At 71.9% G+C, this 24,793-nt stretch carries 30 protein-coding genes and 1 tRNA gene; 12 read left to right on the top strand and 19 right to left on the bottom strand.

The features are described from left to right. The first annotated feature begins 10 nt into the window (after positions 1-10). Positions 11-628: a TetR family transcriptional regulator gene (locus AB0J55_RS43785; protein ID WP_364263425.1), complete on the top strand. Its 618-nt coding sequence runs from the start codon at positions 11-13 to the stop codon at positions 626-628. Here the strand turns inward: AB0J55_RS43785 and AB0J55_RS43780 are convergent. From AB0J55_RS43780 to AB0J55_RS43765, 4 genes are read right to left on the bottom strand one after another with little or no spacing between them, the layout of a single operon-like run. Next, a complete protein-coding gene (locus AB0J55_RS43780; protein WP_364263422.1) occupies positions 625-1,455 on the bottom strand; it encodes a haloalkane dehalogenase in 831 nt (276 codons plus the stop codon). The two genes, AB0J55_RS43785 and AB0J55_RS43780, sit on opposite strands and share 4 nt — an antisense overlap. Before the next feature lie 5 nt (positions 1,456-1,460). Then, positions 1,461-1,895: a MarR family transcriptional regulator gene (locus tag AB0J55_RS43775; RefSeq protein WP_364263419.1), complete on the bottom strand. Its 435-nt coding sequence runs from the start codon at positions 1,893-1,895 to the stop codon at positions 1,461-1,463. Positions 1,896-1,931: 36 nt separating this feature from the next. Next, the gene (locus AB0J55_RS43770) at positions 1,932-3,140 is read right to left on the bottom strand and encodes an aminotransferase class V-fold PLP-dependent enzyme (RefSeq protein WP_364263539.1); all 1,209 of its coding nucleotides are present in this window, start codon (positions 3,138-3,140) and stop codon (positions 1,932-1,934) included. Next, complete coding sequence (locus AB0J55_RS43765) at positions 3,137-3,508, bottom strand: DUF5997 family protein (RefSeq protein WP_364263416.1); 372 nt, start codon at positions 3,506-3,508, stop codon at positions 3,137-3,139. The genes AB0J55_RS43770 and AB0J55_RS43765 overlap by 4 nt, the downstream gene beginning before the upstream one ends. A 42-nt stretch (positions 3,509-3,550) precedes the next feature. Between AB0J55_RS43765 and AB0J55_RS43760 the strand changes: the two genes are divergently transcribed. Further along, positions 3,551-4,246, top strand: a complete 696-nt coding sequence (locus tag AB0J55_RS43760; protein WP_364263412.1) for a LysR substrate-binding domain-containing protein — start codon at positions 3,551-3,553, stop codon at positions 4,244-4,246. A gap of 4 nt (positions 4,247-4,250) precedes the next feature. Here the strand turns inward: AB0J55_RS43760 and AB0J55_RS43755 are convergent, their stop codons facing one another. Next, positions 4,251-4,532 carry an isoamylase gene (locus AB0J55_RS43755; RefSeq protein ID WP_364263409.1) on the bottom strand — a complete coding sequence of 94 codons (282 nt, stop codon included), beginning with the start codon at positions 4,530-4,532 and terminating at the stop codon, positions 4,251-4,253. A 203-nt stretch (positions 4,533-4,735) separates the two neighbouring features. On the opposite strand from AB0J55_RS43755, the gene AB0J55_RS43750 reads away from it, so the two are divergent. Both AB0J55_RS43750 and AB0J55_RS43745 read left to right on the top strand, forming a co-directional pair. After that, the gene (locus AB0J55_RS43750) at positions 4,736-5,254 is read left to right on the top strand and encodes a hypothetical protein (RefSeq protein ID WP_364263406.1); all 519 of its coding nucleotides are present in this window, start codon (positions 4,736-4,738) and stop codon (positions 5,252-5,254) included. A 63-nt stretch (positions 5,255-5,317) separates the two neighbouring features. Beyond that, positions 5,318-5,518: a hypothetical protein gene (locus tag AB0J55_RS43745; protein WP_364263403.1), complete on the top strand. Its 201-nt coding sequence runs from the start codon at positions 5,318-5,320 to the stop codon at positions 5,516-5,518. A 358-nt stretch (positions 5,519-5,876) separates the two neighbouring features. Here the strand turns inward: AB0J55_RS43745 and AB0J55_RS43740 are convergent, their stop codons facing one another. Continuing rightward, entirely contained in the window at positions 5,877-6,836 is a 960-nt protein-coding gene (locus tag AB0J55_RS43740) for a hypothetical protein (RefSeq protein WP_364263400.1), read from the bottom strand. Between the two features lie 174 nt (positions 6,837-7,010). Here AB0J55_RS43740 and AB0J55_RS43735 point away from each other — a divergent pair, with 174 nt between their 5' ends. From AB0J55_RS43735 to AB0J55_RS43725, 3 genes are read left to right on the top strand one after another with little or no spacing between them, the layout of a single operon-like run. Beyond that, a complete protein-coding gene (locus tag AB0J55_RS43735) occupies positions 7,011-7,982 on the top strand; it encodes a hypothetical protein (protein WP_364263397.1) in 972 nt (323 codons plus the stop codon). Between the two features lie 33 nt (positions 7,983-8,015). Next, positions 8,016-8,807 (top strand): metalloregulator ArsR/SmtB family transcription factor, encoded by a 792-nt coding sequence (locus AB0J55_RS43730; RefSeq protein ID WP_364263394.1) that lies wholly within the window; start codon positions 8,016-8,018, stop codon positions 8,805-8,807. 3 nt (positions 8,808-8,810) lie between these two features. Further along, the gene (locus tag AB0J55_RS43725; RefSeq protein ID WP_364263391.1) at positions 8,811-9,401 is read left to right on the top strand and encodes a dihydrofolate reductase family protein; all 591 of its coding nucleotides are present in this window, start codon (positions 8,811-8,813) and stop codon (positions 9,399-9,401) included. Positions 9,402-9,607: 206 nt separating this feature from the next. Here the strand turns inward: AB0J55_RS43725 and AB0J55_RS43720 are convergent. Beyond that, positions 9,608-9,681 (bottom strand) — tRNA-Ile (locus tag AB0J55_RS43720). A gap of 185 nt (positions 9,682-9,866) precedes the next feature. On the opposite strand from AB0J55_RS43720, the gene AB0J55_RS43715 reads away from it, so the two are divergent. Beyond that, positions 9,867-10,145, top strand: a complete 279-nt coding sequence (locus AB0J55_RS43715) for a hypothetical protein (protein ID WP_364263388.1) — start codon at positions 9,867-9,869, stop codon at positions 10,143-10,145. A 40-nt stretch (positions 10,146-10,185) separates the two neighbouring features. Here the strand turns inward: AB0J55_RS43715 and AB0J55_RS43710 are convergent, their stop codons facing one another. The 3 genes from AB0J55_RS43710 to AB0J55_RS43700 all read right to left on the bottom strand — a co-directional run bounded on the left by AB0J55_RS43710 (position 10,186) and on the right by AB0J55_RS43700 (position 12,399). Beyond that, a complete protein-coding gene (locus AB0J55_RS43710; RefSeq protein ID WP_364263385.1) occupies positions 10,186-10,674 on the bottom strand; it encodes a hypothetical protein in 489 nt (162 codons plus the stop codon). Between the two features lie 175 nt (positions 10,675-10,849). Continuing rightward, positions 10,850-11,371, bottom strand: coding sequence for a dihydrofolate reductase family protein (locus tag AB0J55_RS43705; protein ID WP_364263382.1), 522 nt, complete (start codon positions 11,369-11,371; stop codon positions 10,850-10,852). Positions 11,372-11,433: 62 nt separating this feature from the next. After that, positions 11,434-12,399 carry a bile acid:sodium symporter family protein gene (locus AB0J55_RS43700; protein ID WP_364263379.1) on the bottom strand — a complete coding sequence of 322 codons (966 nt, stop codon included), beginning with the start codon at positions 12,397-12,399 and terminating at the stop codon, positions 11,434-11,436. 96 nt (positions 12,400-12,495) lie between these two features. Between AB0J55_RS43700 and AB0J55_RS43695 the strand changes: the two genes are divergently transcribed. Beyond that, positions 12,496-13,335, top strand: coding sequence for a LysR substrate-binding domain-containing protein (locus tag AB0J55_RS43695; RefSeq protein ID WP_364263376.1), 840 nt, complete (start codon positions 12,496-12,498; stop codon positions 13,333-13,335). Here the strand turns inward: AB0J55_RS43695 and shbA are convergent. Continuing rightward, positions 13,332-13,928 carry an RNA polymerase sigma factor ShbA gene (gene shbA / locus AB0J55_RS43690; protein ID WP_364263536.1) on the bottom strand — a complete coding sequence of 199 codons (597 nt, stop codon included), beginning with the start codon at positions 13,926-13,928 and terminating at the stop codon, positions 13,332-13,334. The two genes, AB0J55_RS43695 and shbA, sit on opposite strands and share 4 nt — an antisense overlap. Before the next feature lie 146 nt (positions 13,929-14,074). After that, positions 14,075-14,563 carry a sigma-70 family RNA polymerase sigma factor gene (locus AB0J55_RS43685; protein WP_364263373.1) on the bottom strand — a complete coding sequence of 163 codons (489 nt, stop codon included), beginning with the start codon at positions 14,561-14,563 and terminating at the stop codon, positions 14,075-14,077. Positions 14,564-15,058: 495 nt separating this feature from the next. On the opposite strand from AB0J55_RS43685, the gene AB0J55_RS43680 reads away from it, so the two are divergent. Continuing rightward, complete coding sequence (locus tag AB0J55_RS43680; protein ID WP_003056777.1) at positions 15,059-15,322, top strand: WhiB family transcriptional regulator; 264 nt, start codon at positions 15,059-15,061, stop codon at positions 15,320-15,322. Positions 15,323-15,481: 159 nt separating this feature from the next. Here the strand turns inward: AB0J55_RS43680 and AB0J55_RS43675 are convergent, their stop codons facing one another. After that, on the bottom strand, positions 15,482-16,465 hold the full coding sequence (locus tag AB0J55_RS43675) for an RNA polymerase subunit sigma-70 (protein ID WP_364263370.1): 984 nt from the start codon (positions 16,463-16,465) through the stop codon (positions 15,482-15,484). A gap of 100 nt (positions 16,466-16,565) precedes the next feature. Here AB0J55_RS43675 and AB0J55_RS43670 point away from each other — a divergent pair, with 100 nt between their 5' ends. Beyond that, on the top strand, positions 16,566-17,372 hold the full coding sequence (locus AB0J55_RS43670) for an SDR family NAD(P)-dependent oxidoreductase (protein ID WP_364263367.1): 807 nt from the start codon (positions 16,566-16,568) through the stop codon (positions 17,370-17,372). A 184-nt stretch (positions 17,373-17,556) separates the two neighbouring features. Continuing rightward, positions 17,557-18,765 carry an LCP family protein gene (locus AB0J55_RS43665; RefSeq protein WP_364263364.1) on the top strand — a complete coding sequence of 403 codons (1,209 nt, stop codon included), beginning with the start codon at positions 17,557-17,559 and terminating at the stop codon, positions 18,763-18,765. Positions 18,766-18,769: 4 nt separating this feature from the next. Here AB0J55_RS43665 and AB0J55_RS43660 read toward each other — a convergent pair whose 3' ends face one another. The 6 genes from AB0J55_RS43660 to AB0J55_RS43635 form a co-directional block, all read right to left on the bottom strand. After that, positions 18,770-19,960 (bottom strand): acyl-CoA dehydrogenase family protein, encoded by a 1,191-nt coding sequence (locus AB0J55_RS43660; protein WP_364263361.1) that lies wholly within the window; start codon positions 19,958-19,960, stop codon positions 18,770-18,772. Between the two features lies 1 nt (position 19,961). Continuing rightward, positions 19,962-20,867, bottom strand: a complete 906-nt coding sequence (locus tag AB0J55_RS43655) for a 3-hydroxyacyl-CoA dehydrogenase NAD-binding domain-containing protein (protein ID WP_364263358.1) — start codon at positions 20,865-20,867, stop codon at positions 19,962-19,964. Continuing rightward, on the bottom strand, positions 20,864-21,610 hold the full coding sequence (locus tag AB0J55_RS43650) for an acetoacetate decarboxylase (RefSeq protein WP_364263355.1): 747 nt from the start codon (positions 21,608-21,610) through the stop codon (positions 20,864-20,866). The genes AB0J55_RS43655 and AB0J55_RS43650 overlap by 4 nt, the downstream gene beginning before the upstream one ends. Beyond that, positions 21,607-22,350, bottom strand: coding sequence for a crotonase/enoyl-CoA hydratase family protein (locus AB0J55_RS43645; protein ID WP_364263352.1), 744 nt, complete (start codon positions 22,348-22,350; stop codon positions 21,607-21,609). The genes AB0J55_RS43650 and AB0J55_RS43645 overlap by 4 nt, the downstream gene beginning before the upstream one ends. Before the next feature lie 13 nt (positions 22,351-22,363). Then, on the bottom strand, positions 22,364-23,503 hold the full coding sequence (locus AB0J55_RS43640; protein ID WP_364263349.1) for a CoA transferase: 1,140 nt from the start codon (positions 23,501-23,503) through the stop codon (positions 22,364-22,366). Positions 23,504-23,622: 119 nt separating this feature from the next. Continuing rightward, positions 23,623-24,528 (bottom strand): LysR family transcriptional regulator, encoded by a 906-nt coding sequence (locus tag AB0J55_RS43635; RefSeq protein WP_364263346.1) that lies wholly within the window; start codon positions 24,526-24,528, stop codon positions 23,623-23,625. Positions 24,529-24,793 lie beyond the last annotated feature (265 nt).

Here is a 24,793-nt window from a genome sequence, read left to right as displayed (position 1 = left end):
ATGGGCGATCATGAGCGGGGCACCTCCGGCGCCGCCCGGGGGCGGCCAGCACCGGGGGCCGATCATCGCCGCGGCGATCGAGCTGACGGCGAAGTCGGGGTGGCCGTCGGTCACGATGGCCCGGCTGGCGGAGCTCGTGGGCGTCAGCCGCCAGACCGTCTACAACGAGATCGGCTCCAAGGCCGCACTGGCCGAGGCGATGGTCACGCACGAACTCGACCGGTTCCTCTCGGTCGTCGGCGCCGCCTTCGACCGCCACCCGGACGACCTCGTCGAGGCCATCTACGACGCCGTCCGCGCGGTCCTCGAGCTCGCCGACGACAACACGCTGCTGCGCGCGATCGCTTCCGCGACGCACGGGTCCGCCCCCGAGCTCCTCCCGCTGCTGACCACCGACGCGGGCGCGTTGCTGACGCAGGCGAAGGCGATGCTGGCCGTTCGCGTGGCCGCCTACCGGCCACCGCTGGACGACGACCGGGTCGCGGTGGTCATCGACCTGGTCGTCCGCACCGTCCTCAGCCACGTCATGCAGCCGTCGGACACCCCGGCCCGCACGGCCGACGCGCTGGCGTGGGTCGCGGCGCGCGTCCTCGGCGTGGAGGCGGTGCCGCCGCTGCGGCACACCTAGCGCAGACCGTGCCGGTCCAGCCACGCCGAGATCTCCGCGGCGATCTCCTTGGGCCGGTCCTCCTGCGCGTGGTGCCCGGCTTCCCCGCCCGCGACGACGTCGAGCGCGGCGACGTGCTCCGCGCACCAGCGCGCCATCTCCTCGCCGATGAGCAGCGTCGGCGAGCCTTCGAACGTCAGGAGCAGCTTCGGCGTGCCGTCGCTGGTGGCCAGCCACTCGTCGTAGGTCTCGATGCGCTCGACCAGTTCCGCCGGGTCGCCGCCGAGGGGCAGCTGGCGCGCCCAGGCGAGGACCGGCCGGCGGCTCTCGGGCGTCGGGAACGGGGCGAGGTAGGCGGCGAGGTCGTCTTCGCCGACGGGGGTGCGGACCCCGCCGGTGTACGCCTGGCGGATGAACAGGTCCCGGGTCAGCACCATGTCCTCGCCGACGCCGGGCGTCCGGATCTTCCGGGACCGCTCGGCCGCCTGCGGGGACAGGTCGGTCCAGGCCATCGGCTTGACGATGGTCTCGAAGAACGCGAGGCCGCGGACCCGGCCCGGGTGCCGGGCGGCGTGGTCGAAGGCGAGTGCGCCACCCCAGTCGTGCCCGACGAGGACGACGTCGTCCAGGCCGAGGGCGTCGAACCAGGCGTCGAGGTGGGCGGCGTGGTCGGCGAAGGTGTACGCGATGTCCGGTTTGGGCGAGCGGCCCATGCCGATCAGGTCGGGGGTCAGCAGCCGTCCGCCGCCGACGTGCGGGAGGACGTGGCGCCAGCTGTGCGACGAGCCGGGGTTGCCGTGCAGGAAGACGATCGGGGTGCCGGTGCCGGTTTCTTCGTGGTGCAGCATGGCTTTCACTCCAACGGGGTGTCGAGGAGGACGGTGAGCTCGCGCGCCAGCGCCGCGGTGCGGTCGCCGTCGCGGCCGCCGAGGGGGGCCAGCAGCCGGTCGAGCAGCCCGGCGACGGTGGCGATCGCCGGCTCGACCACTTCGCGTCCGCGGGTGGTGAGGCCCAGCCGGACGGTCCGGGTGTCGGCCGGGTCGCGGGTGCGCTCGACGAGACCGTCGGTGTCCAGTGCGCGGGCGAGTTTCGAGACGTAAAGCGCCTCCAGGCCGGTGTGGTCGGCCAGTTCACGCTGGCTCGGGCGCTGCCCGGCGCGCTCCAGGCCGGAGAGCGAGGACAGGAAGACGTACTGCGCGTGCGTCAGCCCGAGGGGGGCGAGGGCCCGGTCGACCGCCACCCGCCACTTCGTGGACAGCCGCCAGACCAGATGACCGGTGGTGCTCATGCCGATTACTGTACATGGCGACTATGTACATGGCTACTAACTCCGGGCGGCGAGCTCCCGGATGCGTTCCATGGCCCGGCGGGTTTCGGCGAAGCCGGTGGTGAGCGGGCTCAGCCCGATCCGGATGCCGTCGGGACGGCGGAAGTCGATGAGCACGCCGTGCTCGATGAGCACCCGGGAGAGCCGTTCGGCGTCCGGGTGCCGGAGGGTGACGTGCCCGCCGCGGCGGTCGTCCTCGCGCGGCGAGGCGACGGTGAAGCCGAGCGGGACGAGCCACGAGTCGGCGAGGGCGATGACCCACCGGCCCAGCGCGACGGCCTTGGCCCGCACGCGGTCGATGCCCGCTTCGGCCAGCAGCGCCACGCCTTCCTGGACGCCCACCATGCCGAGCACCGGCGGGGTGCCGGACAGCGCCCGCCGGATGCCGGGCGCGGGCACGTACTTCGCGGCCATGCCGAAGGTGTCGGCCGCCCCCATCCAGCCGGTGAGGGGCTGCCCGAAGTCCTCGTGGTGCCGCGCGTTGACGTAGAGGAAGGCGGGCGCGCCGGGCCCGGCGTTGAGGAACTTGTACGTGCAGCCGACGGCGAAGTCGGCTTCGGCGGCGTCCAGCTCGACCGGGATCGAGCCGACGCTGTGGCAGAGGTCCCAGACGACGAGCCCGCCGCGCTCGTGCACCAGCCGCGTCACGGCGGCCAGGTCGGTGATCGCCGCCGACCGGTAGTCCACATGGGACAGCACGACGGCGGCGGTCCGCGGCCCGGTGACGGCGGCGACGTCGTCACCGTCGACCCACCGGACGGTGAGCCCGAGCTCGGCGGCGACGCTCTCGACCAGGAACCGGTCGGTCGGGAAGTTCGCGGTGTCGGTGACGAGCTCGTCGCGCCCCGGCCGCAGCGCGACGGCGGCCCGGATGAGCTTGTAGAGGCAAACGGAGGTCGAGTCGGCGACGATCGTCTGGCCGGGTGCGGCCCCGAGCGCGACGCGGCCGAGCTCGTCCCCGATCTCTTCGGGCAGCGTGAGCCAGCGCTCTTCCCACGACCGGATGAGCCGGCCACCCCACTCGTGGGCCACGAGTTCCTGCAGCCGCTCCGCGGTGGCGCGCAGCGGACGGCCGAGGGAGTTCCCGTCGAGGTAGGCGACCACGTCCGGGTCATCGATGGGCAGGAACCGCTCGCGGAAGGCGGCGAGTTCGTCTTCGGCGTCGAGGCGCTCCGCGGCGTCGGGCGAGAGGTCGGCGGCGGTCAGCGGCCCTTCTCCTTGACCCGCACCGCTTCCTTCCGCACCTCGGCCTGCGTGGCGCGCTCCCGCACGAGCCACTCCGGGCTCTGCGCCTTCAGCTCGTCGATCTGCTCGGTCGTCAGCGGCTCGGTGATCCCGCCGCGGGTGAGGCCGCCGATGGAGACGCCCAGCTTCGCCGCCACCACCGGGCGCGGGTGCGGGCCGGTGCGGCGCAGCTCGCGCAGCCACTCGGGCGGGTCGGCCTGCAGCGCGTTCAGCTCGTCGCGGGTGACGACGCCCTCCCGGAACTCCGCGGGGGTGGCTTCGAGGTACACACCCAGCTTCTTCGCCGCCGTCGCGGGCTTCATCGTCTGGGTGGTCTTGTGCGACGTCATGCCGTCCAGGGTAGCCAGCGTCACTCCCGGTAACCTGACCCGGTGACCTCTTTCAAGCTCGCGTATGTCCCGGGAGCGACGCCCGCCAAGTGGGTGCGGACCTGGGGCGAGCGGGTGCCGGAGGTCCCGCTGACCCTGGTCCCGGTGGCCGCCGCCGACGCGGCCGGCCTGCTGCGGGCCCGCGACGCCGACGCGGCGCTGCTGCGGTCCCCGATCGACCGCGACGGCCTGCACGCCATCCCGCTCTACACCGAGACGACGGTGGTCGTGGTGCCCAAGGACCACCTGATCGCGGCGGCGGACGAAGTGTCCACCGTGGACCTGGCCGACGACGTCGTGCTGCACGCCCTCGACGACACGCTGGAGTGGCCGTCGATGCCGGGCCGTGCGGCGGTCTCCCGCCCCGAGACGACGGCGGACGCGATCGAGCTGGTCGCGGCGGGCGTCGGGGTGCTCGTCGTCCCGCAGTCGCTGGCCCGGTTGCACCACCGCCGGGATCTGACCTACCGGACGGTCACGGACGCGCCGCAGTCGAGCGTCGCGCTGTCATGGCTGGAGGAGGAGACCTCGGACCTGATGGAGCAGTTCATCGGGATCGTGCGCGGCCGGACCGTGAACAGCACGCGCGGGCGCCAGCAGGCGCCGGCGGAGCGGAAGCGCCCGGAGCGGAAGCCTGCCGCGGCGAAGCCGGCCCGGCGCGGCGGCAGCGGCGCGGGGAAGCGGCGCCGGCGGGGCTGAGCCGTCAGGGCGTCGTGCAGACGCAGTTGCCGTCGGCGCGGTCGGGCAGGTCGGGGTCGTCGAACCAGTGGCCGTCCTCGCCGAGGTAGCGGAACTGGAGCACGGTGCCCGGCGCCACGTCGACCGACGCCGAGCGGCGGCCGTTGGACCGCGGGGTGAGGTGGTGGCGGCCGGGGGTCCAGTCGTTGAACGACCCGACGACGCTCACCCGGCCGGGCGGCGCGGCGGCCGGGAGGCTGAAGGTGACGCGCTGGGTGCCGGCCCGGTTCTTGCTGATCTTGATCACTCGTGGGGGCCTTTCGCGGGAACGGTCGGGAGGCGTGCTCGGCACTGAGCGCCGACATGATGGCACACCAGTGACGATTTGGTCACGCCGAGTGCCCGATTGGGTTACGGGGCCGCTCAACGGTTCGCCACTGACCGGGTGGTCCTGCGCCGATCCATGATCATTTCGTGTTCGGAGCGCGCCGCGGTGGGAAACTGACTGCCGTGACTGTCGCCGCTGATCGTCAAGTCAAGGACCCGTGTGCCTGGCTCAGCGCTGTCACCCACGAGCTCGCCGCGGTCCATCCGGCCGACACGCGAGCCGTGATCTTGACGGTGTGGGACGGGTTGGCCGCCGCCCGGTTGGCCGGGCTGCACGCGGCCGCGGCTTCGCCGCGCTGGCGAGCAAGACAGCGTCACGCCGAAGCGGTCGAGTTCGATCTCGCCGTGCTGCTGGCGCGCAACTGCACGGTGGCCACCGGCCTGGCCATCCCGGCCCGGCTGCCGGGAGCCGCGGTCGCCTGGCCCGCCGAGCGGGCCGACGCGGCGGTCGCGGCGGTGGTGTCGTTCTGCGGCACGGCCGAAGCGGTGCTGCGCCGGGCGGGCGAGCTGACCCCGGTGTGGGAGGACAGCTTGCTGGGCCCGGTGGCGCTGACCCGCTGGCTGGCGGACTGCTGGACGGGCCGCCACACGGGCGGCTGCCCGTTGCAGCTCCCGGTCCCGCCCCCGCAGTGGTGGCGCTGAGTGTTGTCCGTCAGGTGAAGTCTGGGCCGGCGAGCGCCGGCACCGGGAGGAGAGGGGGCCGAGGTGACCGAAGCAGCGGCCCCGCTCTCGAGACTTCCGGAGCCGGCCAGGGCAGCGGTCCGAGCGGTCCTGCTGGCCGAGCTGACGGCGGCGGCCGAACGCGCGAGGGCGGCGGGCTGCCCGGGAGAGAAGCTGGCGGCGGCGATCGAGGCCCGGTGCCGCCGCGTGGGTGAGGACGGCCGGGCCGCGGCCTCGGGCCGGTGATCACAGGCGGGCGCTTTTGCCGGGCCTGGTCTGGGGTTGGGTTGCGGGCCTGCCGGATCCCCGGCCCGCGCTTCGGCTGGCGTGTGGGCCAGGGCCGCGGCCGGATGGTTGCTGTCGGGCCGCGGTGGTGGTGCCGGTTCTCCGTGCGTGCCGGTTCCTGCCGAACCGCGCCTGCGGACCGAGCCGCGCTTGCGGGCCGATTGGCGCTTGCGGGCCGAGTCGCGCTCGCCTGCCGAACCGTGCCTGCGGGCCGAGTCGCGCTCGTCGGCCGAGCCGCACCTCCGCGCCGAGTCGTGCCTGCGAGCCGAGCCGAGCCGCACCGGGCCGCGGCTGCGCGCCGACCCCCTTCACCCCGTCGTCAGCGGCCCAGGATGGCCAGCGCCGTCGCGACGATCTCGTCCACCCGCGCCGGGTCCGCCAATGCCGCCACCAGCCAGTCGTCGCGGGCCGTGCCGGGGCCCGGGTCCTCGCCGAACACCAGCCTCAATACCGTCGTGACCGCCGCTGCCGCCGTCTCTCCGCGGTTCAGGCGGATCTCGATCGCCGCCAGGGCCTCCTCCGCCAGTTCCGCCAGCCGCGCGTCCGCCAGCTCGTCGCGGCCCACCAGCTGCAGGGCCGGGAGGCCCGCCGGCATCGGGGCCACCGGGGCCTGCTTGTGGCCCAGCGGGCGCTCCACGTGCTCCGCGTACCACCTCTCGCGGGTGCGCATCGCCGCCAGGACCTGCCGGACCTCGCCGTCGAGGGTGTCGCGGTCCGCCACCGGCTCGCCCGTCAGCTCGGTGCGGCGCGCACCCCAGCTGTCCAGGGGCCACAGCTCCGCTCCCGCCGTGGCCGGCACCCCCACCCAGACCAGCAGCTGCACCGCCAGATCGCACAGCCACGGGTCGCCGCCGAGGGCGTCGGCCAGCCAGGACGGGAGGCGAGGCCGTTGCAGCGCCCCGATTTCGCCGCGACGGCGCCGGTGCGCGTCGACCGTCGCCGGGTTGAGGCGGGTGGACAGCCAGCCCTCCAGATTGTCGATCGGGTCCGTCGCGCGCCGCAGGGCGTGGTCCACCACCGCTTCCACGTCGTCGTGGAAGCGGTCGAGGCAGTCCGGCCGCAGCCACTCGAGCCCGCGGGCGCAGTCCGTGTGCCGCCGCCGGTGCTCCAGCGGCCGGGTGATCCGCGTGAAGACGAGCGGCCAGGCCACGCTGTAGACCCCGCCGCGCAACCGGGCGAGCGCGCCGGGCGGGGCGGCCGCCGCCGAGCCGGCGAGCAGGCCGTCGCGGGCCAGCCGCCGGACTCCGGCGACGTCGGCCGGGTGCACAGTGCCGAGCAACCTTCCTCCCCGATGTCGACGGAAAAATGGTCGGGCAGCCGGAGAATGGGAAAAGGCCACCGCCGGGTCGAATCGACGGCGAACTGGCCAATCCCAGGCCACTCCCGAATCACCTGATCGGCGCAGGGAGCGCCCCCGATCGCCGCGAAGCCCGCGTGCCACAATGGAAATCCCATGGCACACAAGGACGGGCTGCTCCGGGAACTCACCACGTTGCGGCGCGGCTGGGGACTGGAAGCCGAACGGCTGCGCAGCCGGCTCGGGCCGCTCGTTTCCGGCTGGTGCGAAATCCACCGGACGACGAGCGACCGGGACGCGCGGCGCGTGCTGCGCGAAGCGATTTCGGCGGCCATCGCGGATTTCCCGGCCGACGACAGGCTGGCGGTCAACGTCGCGCTGGCCATCGCGCCCGGCGCGCAGCACGCGCTGCTCAGTGACCGGATCGGCGTCCTCGCCGAACGCCTGAGCGTCTCCGAACGCACGGCCCGGCGGCGGATCGACCGCTCGTTCGCCCGGCTCGCCGCGGAGATCGAGGCCGGCGCGCGGCCGGGCGACGGCGTGCCCGACCCGGACAAGGGCTGGTTCGTCAAGCGGCTCAAGGTGCTCGTGCGGCTCGACACCCCGGAGCCGGAGGTGACCGAGGAACGCCTGATCGTGGCGACCACCGACGACCTCGGCCGGATCTCCGCGCAGCTCACCGTGCCCCGCACCTACGACGACCGGGACGGCGAGCGGCACGTCGCCGCGGACGCCCGGCACGGCGCCCGGATCAGCGCCGCCCACCGGGAGGGCGAGCGGCACTTCCGCTGGCTGCTGGACCTGCCGCGGCCGCTGTCCCGCGGCGACAGCCACACGTACTCGCTGGTGTTCCGGCTCCGGGACGGCCGGCCGACCCGGCCCTCGTACGTGTTCGTGCCGCTGGTGACGTGCGAGTCGTTCAGCGTGCGGGTCCGCTTCGACCCGCGGCGGCCGCCCCGGGTGGTGTGGCGGCTGGACCGGGTGCCGCCCTCGGTGCTCGCCGACCCGCCCCGGCCCGGGCCGGCCCTCCCGCTCGACGGCGCCTGCGAAGTGGCCCAGGAGTTCAGCGCGCCGCAGCTCGGGTACGCCTACGGCCTCCGCTGGCTACCCGGCGAAGATATTCCTTGACGCGAATATTCTTCTGTGTGAATACTGGGTCCCATGGACCGCATCGCAGCCGCACTCGGGGACGCCGCCCGCTGGCGGATCGTCGAACTGCTCGCCGAGCGTCCCCGCTCGGTCGGGGAGCTGGCCGAGCTGACCGGGCTGCGGCAGCCGCAGACCAGCAAGCACCTGCAGACCCTCGCCCGGGCCGGGCTCGTCACCGTCTTCCCGCTGGGGCAGCGCCGCGTCCACGCGCTCGAGGCGCAGCCGCTGGCGGCGCTCGCGGGCCGGCTGCGTGAGCTGGCCGCGGCGACGGAGGGGCACGCGGGGGAGCGGGACGTCGTCGCGCGCTACCGCGCGGCCATCGACCGCGAGGCGGCGGCCGCGGACCGGGACCGGTGGGCGGACGGGCGCTCGTTCGCGTTCGAACGCCTGCTGCCCGAGCCACCCGAGGTCGTCTGGCGGCACTGGGCCGAGCCGGAGCTGCTGGCGTCGTGGTGGGTGCCGCCGTCGATGACGGTGACCGCCTGTGTCCTCGAGCCGCGGCCGGGTGGCCGGGTCGTGCTCCGCTACCGCGATGCCGACGCGGAGTACCCGTCCGAAGGCCGGGTGCTGGTCGCGCAGGAGCCGGAGCACCTGGTCTTCGACCTGGCGGTGACGGGACCGGCGTCGTTCACCGGCCACTACGACCTCCGGCTGGAGCCGGAATCCGGCGGCACCCGGCTGCGGCTGGACCTGGGGATCACGGCGACGACCGTCGAGGCGGTCCCGTTCATCGCCGGGATCGAGCCGGGCTGGCAGCAGGTGCTCGACCACCTGACCGAAGTTCTCACGAAGAGAAAGGGCTGAACCATGACCGGACGCCGAGTGACGGCCAACCTGAGTCTCACCCTCGACGGGCGCTACCACGGCCCGGCAGGACCGGCCGACATGGGCGCGATCGTGTCGTACGCGACGACCGAAGTCGCGCGGCGCCACCTCACGCGCATCCGGGAAGGGGCGACGACGGCGGTGCTGGGCCGCAGAAACGCGGAGGGTTTCCTGGGGTTCTGGCCGGCGGTGGCGGCGGACGAGAACGCGGACCCGCGCGACCGCGGCTACGCGAAGTGGCTGGTGGACGTGGAAAAGCTGGTCTTCTCCCGCACGCTGACCGAGGCGCCCTGGGAGCGCACCCGCCTGGTCGGCGCCCCGGTGCCCGAGGTGGTCGCCGACCTCAAGGCGGAAGGTGAGGGAGACATCCTGGTGAACAGCAGCGCGAGCATCATCAAGCCGTTGCTGGAGGCGGACTTGCTCGACCGCATGTACTTGCTGATCTGCCCGGAGATAGCGGGCGGCGGCCCCCGCCTGTTCGACGACGGCCTCCCGCCGTCGAAGTGGCGGATCACCCACCACGAGACGGGCGACCTGGGCGAGACGGCCGTGGTCTACGACCGCATCCGCTGAACCCCGGCACGAACAACCCGGTGGCAGCCGTGCACGAACGCAAGGTAAGCCGCGTTGCGCACGAACGGCGTGAGGCGAGCCGCGTTGCGCCGCTGGGGGTCCGGGGGTTATCCCCCGGGAAGATACTGCGGACACCGGGAGCGATGCCGAAGGCATCGCGAACACGGGAATCCGTCGCGGCATCGCGAACACGGGAATCCGTCGCGTGGGGCGGGCGGGGCTCGAACCCGCGGCCAAGGGATTATGAGTCCCCTGCTCTAACCAACTGAGCTACCGCCCCCTGGCCTCGGCGCGTAGGCGGCACGAGGATTTGCATGTGCACAAGGCACTCAGTTCGCTCCAAGTTATCACAGCGGCCATCCGGGCAGATCCGGTAGGCCAAACAGGTTGAAGTGCCCGCCGACCGGCGCACGCTCGTCTAGGTTGCAAGGGCGTCACCGCTGACCGGAACGGCGGGAGGAAGCGATGGCCTCTGCTCTGCGGGCCGGTTCGTCCTGTGGGCGGGCGACGTGGCTGGCGTTGCTGGACGCATTCACCGCCGGGGCCGGCCTGGGCTACCTCGCGCACCAGTACCGGGAGGTTCTCGTGGCGAACCCGGCGACCATCGGTGTGGTGCTGCTGTTCACGTTCGCAGTGGCGTTGCTGATTTCTGCCGCGGTGCGGGTGCTGCGCCGGGCGGCCTCGCGTGTCGACGCCATTTTCGCGGAGGAACTGCGGAAGAAGCCTTCGCCTGGCCCGCGCTGACGGAAACCGTTGGCGGGCAAGGCAAAGGCTGCGGATTCCCTCAGCTGCCGCCGCCCGCCGAGCTGGTCGGGGTCGACGTCGGGGTCGGGGTCGGGGTCGAAGGCGGCGGAAAGGACGTGGTCGGGGGCGGTGCGGTGGTCATCGGAGTGGTCGGTGTCGTGGGGGCCGTCGGTGCGGCGTAAGCCGCGTAGCTGAACCAGATCTGGCCGAACGTCTTCGGCGTGGTCTGCGAAAACATCGCCCGCACCTGGAAGGTGGTGGCGGTGAACGAACCCTGCACGGTGTTGAGCATGAACCCGTTGAACTGGCCCGGCGTGTTCGGCGACACCACGATCACCTCGGGCACCTTGCCGAGGCTGTGGGTCACCGTGCACAGGCCGGCGCCGTCGGTCAGGCAGGAGGCTTGCGCCGCCTGGACGAGCGGCGCCGGTGCCGGGCCGACGGCGGCCGACGCGCCGCCGAACGCCACCGCGCCCGCCGTGACCACCGCGGCGCCGGCCAGTGCGGCGAGCGCGGTGCGTGTCCCCATTCCCATGTGATTCCTCCCCTGGACGGTCCCGCCTCCCGAATCGTTCCGGCCGCTGTTCCTGTTACGAAACAGTGCCGCAGAATCCGCCCCCGTTCCTGGCCGAGCGAGCGCTTTCCGTCGCAACCGCCGCCGAGGGCGCGGCGGTCCGCTGTGGGCCGACACCGTCCACAGTGGATCAGGCGACCCGGTACCGCACGTTGGCGATCGGCCCGGCGTGGCTCAGCTCCACCGGCTCCAGCCGGACCAGCGTGCCGCCGGGGTGGTCGAACAGGCGGACGCCGTCGCCGAGCAGCACCGGTGCCACGTGGACCAGGACCTCGTCGAGCAGCCCGGCTTCCCGGCACCGCCGGGCCGTCGTCGCTCCCAGCACCGCGACGTAGCCGTCGCCCGCCGCCTCCGAAGCCGCCGCCACCGCCTCGGTGAGGCCGGTGACGAGGGTGTACCCCGGCGCCGGTGCCGCGTCGCGGGTCACCACGAAGATCGGACCCGCCCAGCGGCCGCCGTACACCTTGCCCTCGGCGCTCGTCGCCGGGGCGTAGGTGTGGTGCCCCATCAGCACGGCGCCGACTTCGCCGAGCACCCGCTCGACGGCCGGGTTCGGCCCCGCGTGCAAGCCGCGCAGCCAGGACATGTCGTCGCCGGGAGCCGCGATGAAGCCGTCGAGGGACATCGTGACGTGGTACAGGAGCTTGGCCATGGGAGCGCCTTCCGTTCGCGGGTTTCGTCGTACCGACGAGGCGCGCCCGGAAAAGTCATCGGTCAGGCCGGGACGAGCTCCGGAACGGAAGCGGCGTAGCGGCGCGCCAGCGTGGCGCACACGATCAGCTGAATCTGGTGGAACAGCATCAGCGGCAGCACGATCAGGCCGACCTGCGCGTGCCCGAACAGGACGGTCGCCATCGGCAGGCCGCTGGCCAGGCTCTTCTTCGACCCGCAGAACACGATGGTGATCCGGTCGGCGCGGGCGAACCCGAGCAGGCGGGCGCCCCAGCCGGTCGCGGCCAGCACCGCCGCGAGCAGCGCGCCGCACACAAGGACGAGGACCAGCAGATGTCCGGCGTCGAGCCGGTGCCAGATGCCTTCGGTCATGCCCGCGCTGAACGCCGTGTAGACCACCAGCAGGATCGAACCGCGGTCGACCAGCTTCAGCGGTGCGGAGTGGCGCTGGATCCAGCCGCCGATCCAGCGCCGGGCCAGCTGCCCGGCCACGAACGGCGCCAGCAGCTGCAGCACGATCCCGAGCACGGCCGAGCCGTCGACGCCCGCGCCGTCGCCGGCCAGCAGCAGCGCCACCAGCAGCGGGGTCAGCACGATGCCGGCCAGGTTGGACAGCGACGCGCTGCAGATCGCCGCCGCGACGTTGCCGCGGGCGATCGAGGTGAACGCGATCGACGACTGCACGGTCGAGGGCAGCACGGCCAGGAACAGCACGCCGGCGGCCAGCTGCGGCGGCAGCACGGCGGCGGGGAGCAGGAACAGCGCCAGGCCGAGCAGCGGGAACAGGACGAACGTCGCGCCGAGCACCACCGCGTGCAGCCGCCAGTGCCGCAACCCGTCGAGGGCTTCCTGGGTGGACAGCCGGGCGCCGTACAGGAAGAACAGCAGGCCGACGGCGATGGTGGTGGCGGTGCCGAAGCCGCCGGCCACCGCGCCCGACGCGGGCAGCAGGGTGGCGACGCCGACGGTGGCGAGGATGGCAAGGACGAACGGGTCGAGGCGGGGCATGGATCTCCTTCCACACCCAGTTTCGAGGAACCCGTGCTCATTGTGAACCCCGATGACCGAACTGACTGTCATCGCGAATCGCGATAAAGTGCCGGGGTGCTCGACCCCCGCCTGTGCCGTTCGTTCCTCGCCGTCGCCGAGACGCGCAGCTTCACCGCGGCCGCCCGGCGGCTCGGGGTCGGCCAGCCGACCGTCAGCCAGCACGTCCGGCGGCTCGAGCGCGACGCGGGCGGGCTGCTGTTCGCCCGCGACACCCACACCGTCGAGCTCACCGCGCGCGGGCAGGCGATGCTCGGGTTCGCGCAGACGATCGTCGACACCGAAGAACGGGCGGAGCGGCACTTCCGCGGCGCCGAGCTGCGCGGCCGCGTGCGGTTCGGCGTGTCCGAAGACTTCGCGCTCGGCGAGCTGCCGGAGATCCTGCACCGGCTGCGCCGCAGTCACCCGCTGGTCGACGTCGAGCTCACGGTCGAGCTGTCGGACGTCCTGGCCCAGCGGCTGCGCGCCGGGCGGCTTGACCTGGTGCTGGGCAAACGCCGGCCGGGCGCGCACCACGGCCGGCTGCTCTGGCGGGAGCCGCTGGTCTGGATCGGGTCGGCCGCCACCGTGCTGGAGCCGGGGCAGCCGGTGCCGCTGGTCCAATACCCGATGCCGTCGATCACGCGGCAGCTGGCCGTGGAGTGCCTCGAACGCGCGGGCCTCGAGTGGCGCGCGGCGTGCCAGACCTCCAGCCTCACCGGCCTGCGCGCCGCGGCGGCGGCCGGGCTGGGCGTCACCCTGCACGCGCGCAGCCTGGTCCCGGCCGACCTGACCGAGCTCGACGGCCTGCCCGAACCGGGCGACATCGAGTTCGTGCTGCTGGCCCGCGAGTCGGTGGAGGGCCCGGCGGCGGCGCTGGCGGAGTTCATCGTCGAGCGGGTCGGGCGCGGCTCTTAGTTCTCTTCGCCGGTGAGCAGGCGCCGGAGGCGGCCCAGCGCGCGGTGCTGGGCGACGCGGACCGCACCCGGCGTCGAGCCGACGGCCGCCGCCGTCTCCTCCGCCGACAGGCCGACCACCACCCGCAGCACCACGATCTCCCGCTGCTTCGCCGGCAGCACGTCCAGCAGCCGGGCCAGCCGCTCGTTCAGCTCGAACCGCAGCGCCCGCTGCTCCGGGCCGACGGACTCGCTGACGCCGTCGGGGACCTCGGGCACCGGGTCGGCGCGGTTGCGGGCGGCCGCGCGGTGGGCGTCGGCGACCTTGTGCTGGGCGATGCCGTAGACGAACGCCAGGAACGGGCGGCCCTGGTCGTGGTAGGACGGCAGCGCGGTCAGCACGGCCAGGCAGACCTCCTGGGCGACGTCGTCCGCCGAAGCGAACGAACGCTCGTGGCGGCCGACGCGGGCCCGGCAGTACCGCACCACCAGCGGCCGGATGGTGGCGAGCAGGCGGGCGGTCGCGGCGTAGTCACCGGCGATCGCGGCGGCGACCGGCTCGTCGTGCCGCCGCCAGTGCGACGGGAACGCTTCGGGTGGCGCGGCCGCGGCGATCTCCCGGACGAGCGCCCGGCTGCGCACCCGCAGCAGGGTGCCCTCGACGTCGAGGCCCGCGCGCAGCGAGTCGTGCAGCGCGGCGTTGGACGCCCGCAGCAGCTCGGTGATCGCGCGATCCCCGTACTCGGTTGCCGGCATTTCGCTCACCTTTCCCTGTCCCGCTGGTCACCGTGCCGTGCGGCCCGGTGTCGCCGGAGTCGTTCCCGCACGTGGCGGAGGGTGGAACGGACGGTCGCGGGGGCGATCCGGAGCGCCTCCGCGATTTCGGCGGGCGTGAAGCCGTCGAGCGACCACGCCAGGACCATGCGCTGCCGGCCGGGGAGGGAGGCGAGCAGGTCGATGAGCCCCGCGTGCTGCTCGACCAGTCCGGCGAGCTCTTCGTCGTCGTGGGGGTCGCCCGCCAGGGTCCAGTCGGCCCGGCCGCCGCCCGGGGTGTCGAGCAGCCGGCCGGCGACCCGGCGGACCCAGGCCCGCGGGTCCTCGAGGGTCGGCCACGCCTCCAGCGCGTGCAGCATCGCCTCGGCGGCGACGTCCCGCGCCGTCTCGACCTCGAACCCGGCCTTGCACAGGAAGGCGACGAGCTGCGGAAAGTCGGCGCGGAAGAACGCGTCGAACTCGTCGTGACCGTGCACGGACCCCTCACCACCCCTCGCCTCACAAGGACAGGTGCGGTGAGGTGCCGCCTACGTGTAACGATCCGGTCAAGACTGCTCGGTAGGAGTAATGGACCGCGTTGCTTCGGTGACGCGACGTGACACCGGCCCCCGCGAGCGGCGGGTTCCGGTCGCGCGGGTGCGGCGGCTCCCGATGATCGCCTTCGCCGTGTTTGATCACGCCCCGGCCGGAAACCCCTTCCGGACAACGCAAAATCCGGCGGTCCACGATCGCCCGGCGCGCGGTCCCGCGGACGCGGGCTTCGCCGATCGGGTGACGTGATCGACATCGAGATCCGGGGAAGAAGGGCGTACTCTCATGTGTTGCAGTCTTGGTTGCCCGGAGGGTGAGCCGGGGACCGAAGCCAAAACCTCCTTGACTCAGGCGGATACGCTCGCGCGTCCGCCGGCGTTAAGTCGGTTGACGCGCCCCAACAATGGGAAGCAGTAAGAGATAGGAGGTGAACGAAGGAAATGGAAGCCACGATGACGGGCTGGGCGGAACTCGCGGCCTGCAAGGACGAGGACCCGGAACTGTTCTTCCCGATCTCCGAGGTCGGCCCCGGCGCCCGGCAGACAGCACAGGCGAAGGCCGTGTGCGCGCGCTGCCCGGTTCGCGCCGAATGCCTCGGCTACGCGCTCGACAACGGCCTGGACCACGGCGTCTTCGGCGGCACCACCGCGGACGAACGCCGTCGGCTGGTGCGCACCGCACCGCAGCGGCACCGAGCGGCCTGACGCGCGGCCGGTGACCGCTTCCCGGCAGCCTCGAGCATAAACACAGAAAACCGGAAGAAATTCGGTTCGGTCTGTGTGCCGCCCGGGTGGGTGATTCCGCGTGGATCACCCACCCGGGCTTTTTTCTGCTTCGGGTAAACATGCGATTCGTTGCATCTTTCATCGGTACCCGGGTGCGGCCGGCCACGTCTCCGGCAGGTCCCACGCGGCCGCCGTGGCCGACTCGAACGCCGCCATCGCCGTGATCAGCCCGTCCTCGACCGTGAGGACGGTGACCCCGAACCAGTGGTGATCGTGCTCTCCCGGGCGTCGCAGATAGCTCGCCACGGCGGGCCGGCGGTTGGCGCGGACCGGCCGCATCCGGAACCGCCCGATGCAGTGGGGCGACGCGGGATCCATCGACAGCGACAGCGCCCGGATGATCGAAGCGCGGTTGTCGAACCACAACGGGTACGGCGGCATGACCGCCCGAGCGTCCTCACGCAGCAGCCGGGCGACGGCGGCGGGGTCGCCGTCCTGGTACGCCGTGATGAACCGCTTCAGCAGCGCCGTTTCTTCGGCCGTCGGGTCGCCGACCGTCCACTCGGCACGCCGCGCGGGCAACCGCTCACGCAACGTCGCCCGGGCCCGCTGGAGCGCGCTGTTCGCCGACGCGACGCTCGTCTCCAGCAACGACGCCGTCTCCTTCGCCGTCCACCCGAGCACGTCCCGCAGGATCAGCGTCGCCCGCTGGCGCGGCGGCAGGTACTGGACGGCGGCGAGGTAGGCCAGCTCGACGGTCTCCCGCTCGACCACGGCGTCGTCCGGGCCGGCGCCGTCGAGCAGCCGGTCCGGGTACGGCTCGAGCCACGGCAGGTCGACGGCGGCGAGCGGGCCCTCCGGCTCCCCGGCCGGCCCGAGCTGGTCGGGCAGCACGCGCCGCGGACGGCGGGCGAGGACGTCGAGGCAGGCGTTCGTCGCGATCCGGTAGAGCCAGGTCCGCACGCTCGCCCGGCCCTCGAACGCGTCCCGCGCCTTCCACGCGCGCAGGAACGTCTCCTGCGTGAGGTCTTCCGCGTCGGCGAACGAGCCGAGCATCCGGTAGCAGTGCACCTGGATTTCCCGGCGGTGCCGTTCGACGAGCGTCTCGAAGTCGTGCCCCACCCCGGCACGCTAGCGCACCGGGGCTGGGAAGACGCCGGGAAAACCGGGCTCCGCCCGGGCCGGGGGCTCCGCCACCCGGAACCCCCGGAAGAATGACAGCGTGAGCGGAACGGTGCTGGTGCTCGGCGGACGCAGTGAGATCGGGCTGGCCGTGGCGAAACGCCTGGTCAGCGAGGATGTACGACGGTTCGTGCTGGCCGCGCGGCCGGGCTCGGACCTGACCGCGCAGGTCGCCGCGCTGCGGGCCGCGGGTGCGGAAACGGTGGACACCGCCGAGTTCGACGCCGACGATCTCGGCGCGCACGGCCCCTTCCTGGAGAAGGTCGCGGCCGAACACGGGCCGCTCGACACCGTCGTGGTCGCCTTCGGGATCCTCGGTGACCAGGCCCGCGCGGAGCAGGACGCCGCGCACGCCGCCGCGATCGTCCACACGGACTACGTGGCGCAGGTCGGCGTGCTGACCCACGCCGCGAACCTGCTGCGCGCGCAGGGGCACGGCCGGCTCGTCGTGTTCTCGTCGGTGGCCGGGGTGCGGGTGCGCCGCGCGAACTACGTCTACGGCTCGGCCAAGGCCGGGCTCGACGGCTTCGCGAGCGGCCTCGCCGACGCGTTGCACTGTGACAACCGGGGCTTCGCCCCGGACCGGGGGCGCCGCCACCCGGACCCCCGAAAAAAAGGTGGTTCCGGCGTCCACCTTCTGCTCGTCCGGCCCGGTTTCGTCATCGGCCGGATGACCGAGGGCATGACACCGGCGCCGTTCTCCAGCACGCCGGACCAAGTGGCCGAAGCGACGGTCGCGGCGTTGCGCCGTGGCCGCGGGGTCGTCTGGGTGCCCGGGGTACTCCGTCCGGTCTTCTTCGCGATGCGCCTGCTGCCGCGCGCGATCTGGCGCCGGATGCCGCGCTGAGCCCATTGTGGCCGGTGCCACAGCACTTTCCCGTGCGCACTTCGGTACGGTGCGTGGCAAAACCGGCGGCCGGGCTCGGCCGATCGGGCAGCGTCACAGCATTCCGACAACTTTCTCAGCTGATTCCCAGCTACGGCGGTGATCCTCGAAAGGGGGAACACCGGAGGAAGCAAGGGGAAGTGCCGTGCTGTTGTCGTCGCGGGGGCGCCGCATCGGCGGCCGGGTCGCGCTCGGCGTCGTATCGACGGTGGTGCTCGGCGCCACCGGCTACCTGTGGACGCAGCTGAGCTCCCTGGACGCCGGCATCGTCACCGCCGACGTCATCCCGCCCGCCGCGCAGGTCGACAACGATGACACCCCGCCCGGCGAGCCGCTGAAGGTCGCCCAGAACATCCTGCTCGTCGGGATCGACGCGCGGACCGACGCGTACGGCAACCCGTTGCCACAGAACGTGCTCGACGCGCTGCACGCCGGAGGCGGCGACGACGGCGGCGACACCACGGACACCATGATCGTGGTGCACATCCCGGCGGGCGGCGCCGCGGCCACCGCGATCTCGATCCCGCGTGATTCCTATGTGGACATCGCGGGCGGGTACGGCAAGCACAAGATCAACTCGGCGTACAGCCGCGGCAAGAACGCCTCGATGTCCGGTTTGCGCGCCCAGGGGCTGTCCGGCGCCCAGCTGGAGGTGGCGGCGAACGCGGCGGGCGCCAAGACGGCGATCCAGACCGTGGAGAAGTTCACCGGCCTGACGATCAACCACTATGCGGCGATCAACCTCGCCGGCTTCGACGCCCTGTCGCAGGCCGTCGGCGGCGTCGAGGTCTGCCTCAAGGCGCCGGTGCACGACAGCTACTCCGGCGCGGACTTCCCGGCCGGGACGCAGACGCTGTCCGGGGCGCAGGCGCTCGCGTTCGTCCGGCAGCGCCACGGGCTGACCAACGGCGACCTCGACCGCATCGCGCGGCAGCAGGCGTTCCTGTCCGGGATGGCGAAGAAGGTGCTGAGCGCGGGCACGTTCACCGACCCGTCGAAGCTGGGTTCGCTGGTCGGCGCGGTGCAGGGCTCGGTCGTGCTGGACAAGGGCTGGGACATCCTGAGCTTCGCGCAGCAGCTGCGGGGGATGACCTCGGGCGCGATCGCGTTCGCCACGATCCCGGTGCAGAGCCTGTCGCTGCCGACGCCGTCCGACGGTGACGCGGTGAAGGTCGACCCGGCGCAGGTCCAGCAGTTCGTCCGCACCGCGATCAGCACCCCGGCCGTCCGGGCCTCGGGCGACGACACGACCGGCGGCGTGAAGCCGGTCGCGGCCACCGGCACGAAGGCGCCGGCGCCTTCTTCGGACACGAAACAGCCGGCGACCAGTACGGCCGCCGGCTGCGTGAACTAGGAACTCACACGAAGGCGCTCTGTCCGGTGATGGCCTTGCCGACGATCAGGGTGTTCATCTCGCGCGTGCCCTCGAAGGAGTAGATCGCCTCGGCGTCGGCGAAGAACCGCGCGACGTCGTAGTCCAGCACGATCCCGTTGCCGCCGAAGATCTCCCGGCTCCAGGCGACGACCTCGCGCATCCGGGAGGTGACGAACGCCTTCGCCAGCGATGAGTGCTCGTCCTGGAAGATCCCCGCGTCCTGCAGGCGGGCCAGCTGCACCAGCATGCCCCAGGAGGCGGTGATGTTGCCGAGGCTCTTCACGAGCAGGTCCTGCACCAGCTGGAAGCGGGCGATCGGCCGGCCGAACTGCTGCCGCTCCTTGGCGTAGTCCAGTGCGAGCTCGTAGGCGCCGATCATCACGCCCAGTGCCTGCCAGGCCACACCGCCGCGGGTGGCGCGCAGGATCTCGGCGACGTCGCGGAAGGAGTTGATGCCCTGCAGGCGGTTCTCCTCCGGCACACGGACGTCGGTGAGGGTGATTTCGGCGTTTTCGACGATCCGGAACGCGGTCTTGCCCTGGATCTTCTCCGCGACGAAACCCGGCGTGCCCTTCTCGACGACGAAGCCCTTGACGTGGTTGTCGTCGAGGTCACGCGCCCACACCACGACGTAGTCGGCGAAGGTCGCGTTGCCGATCCACTTCTTGGCGCCGTTGAGCACCCAGGTGTCGCCGTCACGCTTGGCGGTGGTGCGCATGCCGCCCGCGACGTCGGAGCCGCCCAGCGGTTCGGTCATCGCGAACGCGCCGATCTTGTCCATCGCGGCCATCTCGGGGAGCCAGCGGTCGCGCTGCTCCTGGCTGCCTCCGGAGTAGATGGAGTACATCGCGAGTCCGTTGTGGACACCGAAGAACGTCGCCACGGACGCGTCGGTGCGGCTCATCTCCATCGCCATCATGCCGGTGAGCAGGTGGCTGACCGCCGCCTTGTGCTCGCCGTAGCCCTCGTAGGGCAGGCCGGCGAGGCCGGAGCCGCGGAACAGCCCGATCAGCTCCCGGGGGAAGGTGCCGGCTTCCCAGTTCTCGTTGACCAGCGGCTTGACGTCGTTGCGCATGAACTCGCGCGCCTGGACGAGCAGCTTCCGCTCGTCGTCCGGCAGCAGCGCCTCGAAGTCGTAGAAGTCGGCGGTGAGCTTGTCCTTCAGCGGTTCCATTTCAGTTCTCCTCCAATGCGTTCAGGACGGCCAGCTGCTTGCGGTCGCGCGTCTCGGCGAGTTCCGAGTACGTGGAGGAGCCGTAAGCCTGTTCGACGGCTTCGATCAGCCGTTCCTGCTCTTCGGGGCTCTGGCTGGGGGTGCCCAGCCCGGCCCACATCTGCTTCATGGACTTGCCGATGTGCTCGGCCATGTGCCGGTAGCCGCCGGGGCCGCCACCGAGGTGCGAGCCGAGGAACGGCCCGACCGTGGCCCAGCGGATCCCGAGCGAGTTGGTGATCACCTTGTCGAGGTCTTCGGGGCTGACGACCCCCTGCTCGACGAGGTAGATCGCTTCCCGGCTCAGCGCGTTCTGCAGCCGGTTGCCGACGAAGCCGGGAATCTCCTTGCGCTCCACGACCGGCGTCCGGCCGAGGGACTGGTAGAACTCGACAGCCTTGTCCACCGACTCGTCGCTGGTCTGCTCGCCGGGGACGACCTCGACCAGGGGGATCAGGTGCGGCGGGTTGAACGGGTGTCCGATGAGGACACGGCGGCCGTCGATCCCGCCGGTGAACGCCGTCGAGGGGATGGCGCTCGACGAACTCAGCAGCAGCGCGTGCTCCGGTGCTTCCTCGACGAGCTGCCGGAACAGGTCCTTTTTGAACTCGGCGTTCTCGGGCCCGTTCTCCTGCACGACATCCGCGTCCCGCACTGCTTCGGTGACGTTCTCGGCGATGTGGACGCGGCTCGCCAGCTCGTCGGCGGTCGTGCCGAGGTGCGGGGCGAACTGGGTCAGCGCCTGTGCGACGGCGTCGGCGAGGTCCGGGCGGGGGTCGGTGACCCGGACGGTCAGGCCGTGGCTCGCGAACAACGCCGTCCAGGACAGGCCGATGGTGCCGGCGCCGATGACTGCCGCCTGCTTCATGACCGCGCTCCTTCCAGGTAGTCGAAGACCGGCTTGACCGGAGCGAGCGTCAGGTCGGTGCGGATGTGGCTCGCGGAGACGACCTCCAGCACCGGGAGGTCGGCCAGCGGGGCCAGGACGTGCTGGAACAGCTGCAGCCGCGCGGGGCCGGTGTAGGCCTCCTTGACCACGACGTCGGTGATCTCAGTGCGGACCAGTTCCTGGACGCGCGGGGCGCCGTCGTAGCCGGGGATGGTCTTGAGCATGAACGTCGGGACGGCGATCTGGCGTTCGGCCTCGCGCGTGTCCAGCTCGTGGTGCTTGTAGCCCATGGTCGCGGTCGCCACCCGCAGCGTCCCGTAGGCCAAAGTGCCCACGAGGACGCCGTTGTCGACATAGAGGTTCGGCGACCCGACGGTCTTCGGGTATGCGCTGACTTCGCGCCCCGACGCGGTCGCCGGGAAGTTGTCGAGGTACATCGCGTGGAGATATTCGCCGCGCTCACCGTCGAAGGTGACCTCGATCGCCTGGCCGGACTCGGTGTACGGGCCGTAGCCGGAGACGTCGCCCATCTTCATGACCTCGAAGCGCACCAACGGTTCTTCGACCCGCAGCGGCTCGGGCACGACCGCGCGCAGGGCGTCGGCGTCGGTGCGGTAGACGATGTTCAGGTACTCGCGGTCGGTGAACCTCGGGACCACGGGCGCGAACGCCGGGGCGGTCAGCGGGGTGGTCACGTGCCGCCGGACTTCTTCGATCTTCATTCGCCTGTCCACTTCGGAGCGCGGCGTTCGGCGAAGGCGGTCATGCCCTCGCGGACGTCCTTCGACTGCATCAGCTTCTTGATTTCTTCGCGCTGCGCGGCCTTGGGGTCCGCGGCACGCACGATCTTCTTGACGGCGGCGAGGGCCAGCGGCGCGTTCTCCGCCAGCTTCTCGGCGAGGCCCACCGCGACCGCGGCGGCGTCGCCGGCCGGCGTCACGCGGTTGACCAGGCCCAGCTCCCCGGCGCGGCGGCCGGTGACCGGCTCGCCGGTGAGCAGGAACTCCATCGCCAGGTGGTGCGGGATGCGCTGGGGCAGCCGGATCACCCCGCCACCCGCGGCGATCAGGCCGCGCTTGACTTCGGGGAGCCCGAACGTGGCGTCTTCGGCGGCGACGATCAGGTCGCAGCCCAGCGCGAGTTCGAACCCGCCGCCCATCGCGAACCCTTCGACCGCGGCGATCAGCGGCTTGGCCAGCTCGGCCTCGGTCAGGCCGCCGAACCCGCGGCCCGGGATGTCCGGCGACTCGCCCTTGAGCGCGGCCTTGAGGTCCATCCCGGCGCTGAAGGTGTTCTCGGCTCCGGTCAGGACGCCGGCCCGGAGCGTGGGGTCGCTCTCGAGTTCGTCGAGGGCGGCGGCCAGCTGGGCCGCGACGGCGGCGTTGACCGCGTTGCGGGCCTGCGGCCGGTCGATCGTGATCAGCAGGGTGCTGCCGATCCGTTCGGTGCGTACTTCGGTCATGGTGCTGCTTCTTTCAGTTCAGCTCGGCGAGGACTTCGGCGGTGTCCTGGCCGGCCAGCGGGGCCAGGCGGCGGATCGAGCCGGGCGTCGCGGAGAACTTCACCGGGATGCCGACCGTGCGGATGGCGCCCTCGCTCGGGTGCTCGACGGTGTCCAGCAGGTGGCCGTCGCGGACGTACGGGTCCTCGTGCGCCTTGTCGAGCTCCAGCACCGGGGCCATCGGGATGCTGTGCTTCGCGCACACCTCGGCCCACTCCTCGGTGGTCAGCGCCGGGGCGCACACCGCGATCTGCTCGCTCAGCCATTCGTTGTCGGCGCGGTCGATGGCCTCGCCGTTCACACGCGGGTCCTCGGCCAGGTCGGGACGGCCGGCCGCGGCGAAGAAGTCGCGGAAGTTCTTCGGGTTGTACGGGATGACGCAGGCGAGGCCGTCCTTGGTGCGGACCGCGGCGTGGCCCTTCGTCATCGACAGCGCGAACCCGGTGGGCCCCTCGGCCGGCTCGTAGGTGTGCCCGGCGAGGTGTTCGACCAGGTTGAACGCGAGGAGCGTGTCGGTCATCGGGATCTCGATCTGCTGGCCCTCGCCCGTCTTGTCCCGGTGGACCAGGGCGGCGAGCACGCTGTAGGCGATGGTCAGCGACGACACCTTGTCGCCGATGATCGTCGGCAGGTAGACCGGCTCGCCCAGCGCCCGGTTGGCCACGTCGACCAGGCCGGAGGAGGCCTGCACGGTCTCGTCGTAGGCGGCGTTGCCGGCCTGCGGGGAGTCGCTGCGGAAGCCCTGCGCGTGGGCGTAGACCAGGCGCGGGTTGCGCGCGGCGACGTCGGCGTAGTTCAGGCCGAGCCGGCTCAGCGCGCCGGGGCGCATGTTGGTGATCAGCACGTCGGCGGTGTCGATCAGCTTGAGGGCCTGCTCGCGCTCGGTGTCGTCCTTGAGGTTGAGGGCGACGCTGCGCTTGTTGCGGTTGACGTTGAGGTTCAGCGCGGTCATGCCCGGCGTGGTGCGGTACTGGCCCACGCGCACGGTGTCCGCGGGGGACTCGATCTTGATCACGTCGGCGCCCAGGTCGCCGAGGATCTGGGCCGCGTACGGGCCCATCACCACGGTGGAGAGGTCGATCACGCGCACGCCGTCCAGCGGTCCGGTCGTCATCTTTTCGTCCTTTCGCGCCTTGCTGGTTTCGCTCTACTTCCGAACGTAGGCGCGGCCGGCGCGAAAGGGAATGATCATGATGCGAACAATGGTATGACTCTGGTGGTCATACCATTGTTTCAGCTGCTGAGCGGCTCGGCGAAGATCTCTTTCGCGGCGTCGACGAGGTCACGCAGGTCGCCGTCGGTGCGGTCCCGCCGCCAGAGCAGGCCGGTGTCCAGCTGGGGACGGAAATCGGTGAACGGCAGGACGATGACGTTGTCGAGCCGGTAGCCGTGCATCGGGCTCTTGTCGTCGAGCATGGAAATGGAGAAGGCTTCCCCGCTGGAAATGATTTCGGACGTCCCGCCGTAGCCGGTGTTGGTCAACCGGATGCGTTTCTTGACGCCGAGTTCGTTCAATTGGTGGTCGAGCTGCTCGAAATAGGCGGGGACGATTTCGCCCGGTGAGGCGACGTACGGGAGCTCGGCCAGCTCGGCCAGCGACACGGAGTCCCGCCCGGCGAACAGGTCGGCCGGCACGACGGCCCCGAGCCGTTCGGTCATCACGGGCAGCTGCTCCAGCGCGGGATCGGTGACCGGCAGCCGGGCGAGGGTGAGGGCCAGCTTGCCGTCGTGCACGCCCTGCACGAGGTCGGCGGTGGTGCCGGGCCAGCGCTTGAGCTCGTACTGGCCGCGGACCCGCCCGGCGAGCGCGTTGACGCGTTCCCGCAGGTCGGGGTGCACGCCGGCGGGCATGCCGAGGAAGACGGTGCTGCGCTGCGGCGTGGTCGCCTCCTTCAGCTTCCACGGGATGGCGCTGACCTGCTCGAGGACGTCCCGCGCCAGGGGCAGCAGCGCGGCCCCGGCGTCGGTGAGGGTGACGTGGTGGGTGCTGCGGTCGAACAGCTGCTGCCCGAGCTCGTGTTCGAGGTCCTTGATCCGCTGGCTGAGCGGAGACGCGGCCATGTGCAGCTTCCGCGCGGCGGCGGAGAAGTTCAGTTCCTCGGCAACTGCGACGAAGTAGCGAAGGTGCAGCATCTCCATCCCCCGACCCTACGACCCACCCGTGTCGCCCTCCCAATCACACGTGATGCCCTCCCAATCACACGTGATGACCCTCCAATCACGCGAGATGCCCTCCCAATCACACGAGATGCACCTCCAATCACGCGAGATGCCTTCCCGATCACGCGAGTTCCGCGTACCTGGGTGGACGACTCGCGTACCTGGAGGGTCGGTTCGCGTGATCGGAGACGGAACTCACGTGATTGGAGGGGCATCTCACGTGATTGGGGAGCGATCTCGCGTG

The organism is Amycolatopsis sp. NPDC049688 (assembly GCF_040674975.1).
Lineage (GTDB): Bacteria > Actinomycetota > Actinomycetes > Mycobacteriales > Pseudonocardiaceae > Amycolatopsis.
The sequence above is the reverse complement of the archived record's forward strand: the minus strand, read 5'-3'. Positions and strand labels throughout refer to the sequence as shown.

Coding starts and splice junctions, on each gene's coding strand:
- AB0J55_RS43785 (WP_364263425.1), top strand. CDS start 11: ATGAGCGGGGCACCTCCGGCGCCGCCCGGGGGCGGCCAGCACCGGGGG.
- AB0J55_RS43780 (WP_364263422.1), bottom strand. CDS start 1,455: ATGCTGCACCACGAAGAAACCGGCACCGGCACCCCGATCGTCTTCCTG.
- AB0J55_RS43775 (WP_364263419.1), bottom strand. CDS start 1,895: ATGAGCACCACCGGTCATCTGGTCTGGCGGCTGTCCACGAAGTGGCGG.
- AB0J55_RS43765 (WP_364263416.1), bottom strand. CDS start 3,508: ATGACGTCGCACAAGACCACCCAGACGATGAAGCCCGCGACGGCGGCG.
- AB0J55_RS43735 (WP_364263397.1), top strand. CDS start 7,011: ATGGCACACAAGGACGGGCTGCTCCGGGAACTCACCACGTTGCGGCGC.
- AB0J55_RS43730 (WP_364263394.1), top strand. CDS start 8,016: ATGGACCGCATCGCAGCCGCACTCGGGGACGCCGCCCGCTGGCGGATC.
- AB0J55_RS43725 (WP_364263391.1), top strand. CDS start 8,811: ATGACCGGACGCCGAGTGACGGCCAACCTGAGTCTCACCCTCGACGGG.
- AB0J55_RS43715 (WP_364263388.1), top strand. CDS start 9,867: ATGGCCTCTGCTCTGCGGGCCGGTTCGTCCTGTGGGCGGGCGACGTGG.
- AB0J55_RS43710 (WP_364263385.1), bottom strand. CDS start 10,674: ATGGGGACACGCACCGCGCTCGCCGCACTGGCCGGCGCCGCGGTGGTC.
- AB0J55_RS43705 (WP_364263382.1), bottom strand. CDS start 11,371: ATGGCCAAGCTCCTGTACCACGTCACGATGTCCCTCGACGGCTTCATC.
- AB0J55_RS43700 (WP_364263379.1), bottom strand. CDS start 12,399: ATGCCCCGCCTCGACCCGTTCGTCCTTGCCATCCTCGCCACCGTCGGC.
- AB0J55_RS43680 (WP_003056777.1), top strand. CDS start 15,059: ATGGAAGCCACGATGACGGGCTGGGCGGAACTCGCGGCCTGCAAGGAC.
- AB0J55_RS43660 (WP_364263361.1), bottom strand. CDS start 19,960: ATGGAACCGCTGAAGGACAAGCTCACCGCCGACTTCTACGACTTCGAG.
- AB0J55_RS43655 (WP_364263358.1), bottom strand. CDS start 20,867: ATGAAGCAGGCGGCAGTCATCGGCGCCGGCACCATCGGCCTGTCCTGG.
- AB0J55_RS43650 (WP_364263355.1), bottom strand. CDS start 21,610: ATGAAGATCGAAGAAGTCCGGCGGCACGTGACCACCCCGCTGACCGCC.
- AB0J55_RS43645 (WP_364263352.1), bottom strand. CDS start 22,350: ATGACCGAAGTACGCACCGAACGGATCGGCAGCACCCTGCTGATCACG.
- AB0J55_RS43640 (WP_364263349.1), bottom strand. CDS start 23,503: ATGACGACCGGACCGCTGGACGGCGTGCGCGTGATCGACCTCTCCACC.
- AB0J55_RS43635 (WP_364263346.1), bottom strand. CDS start 24,528: ATGGAGATGCTGCACCTTCGCTACTTCGTCGCAGTTGCCGAGGAACTG.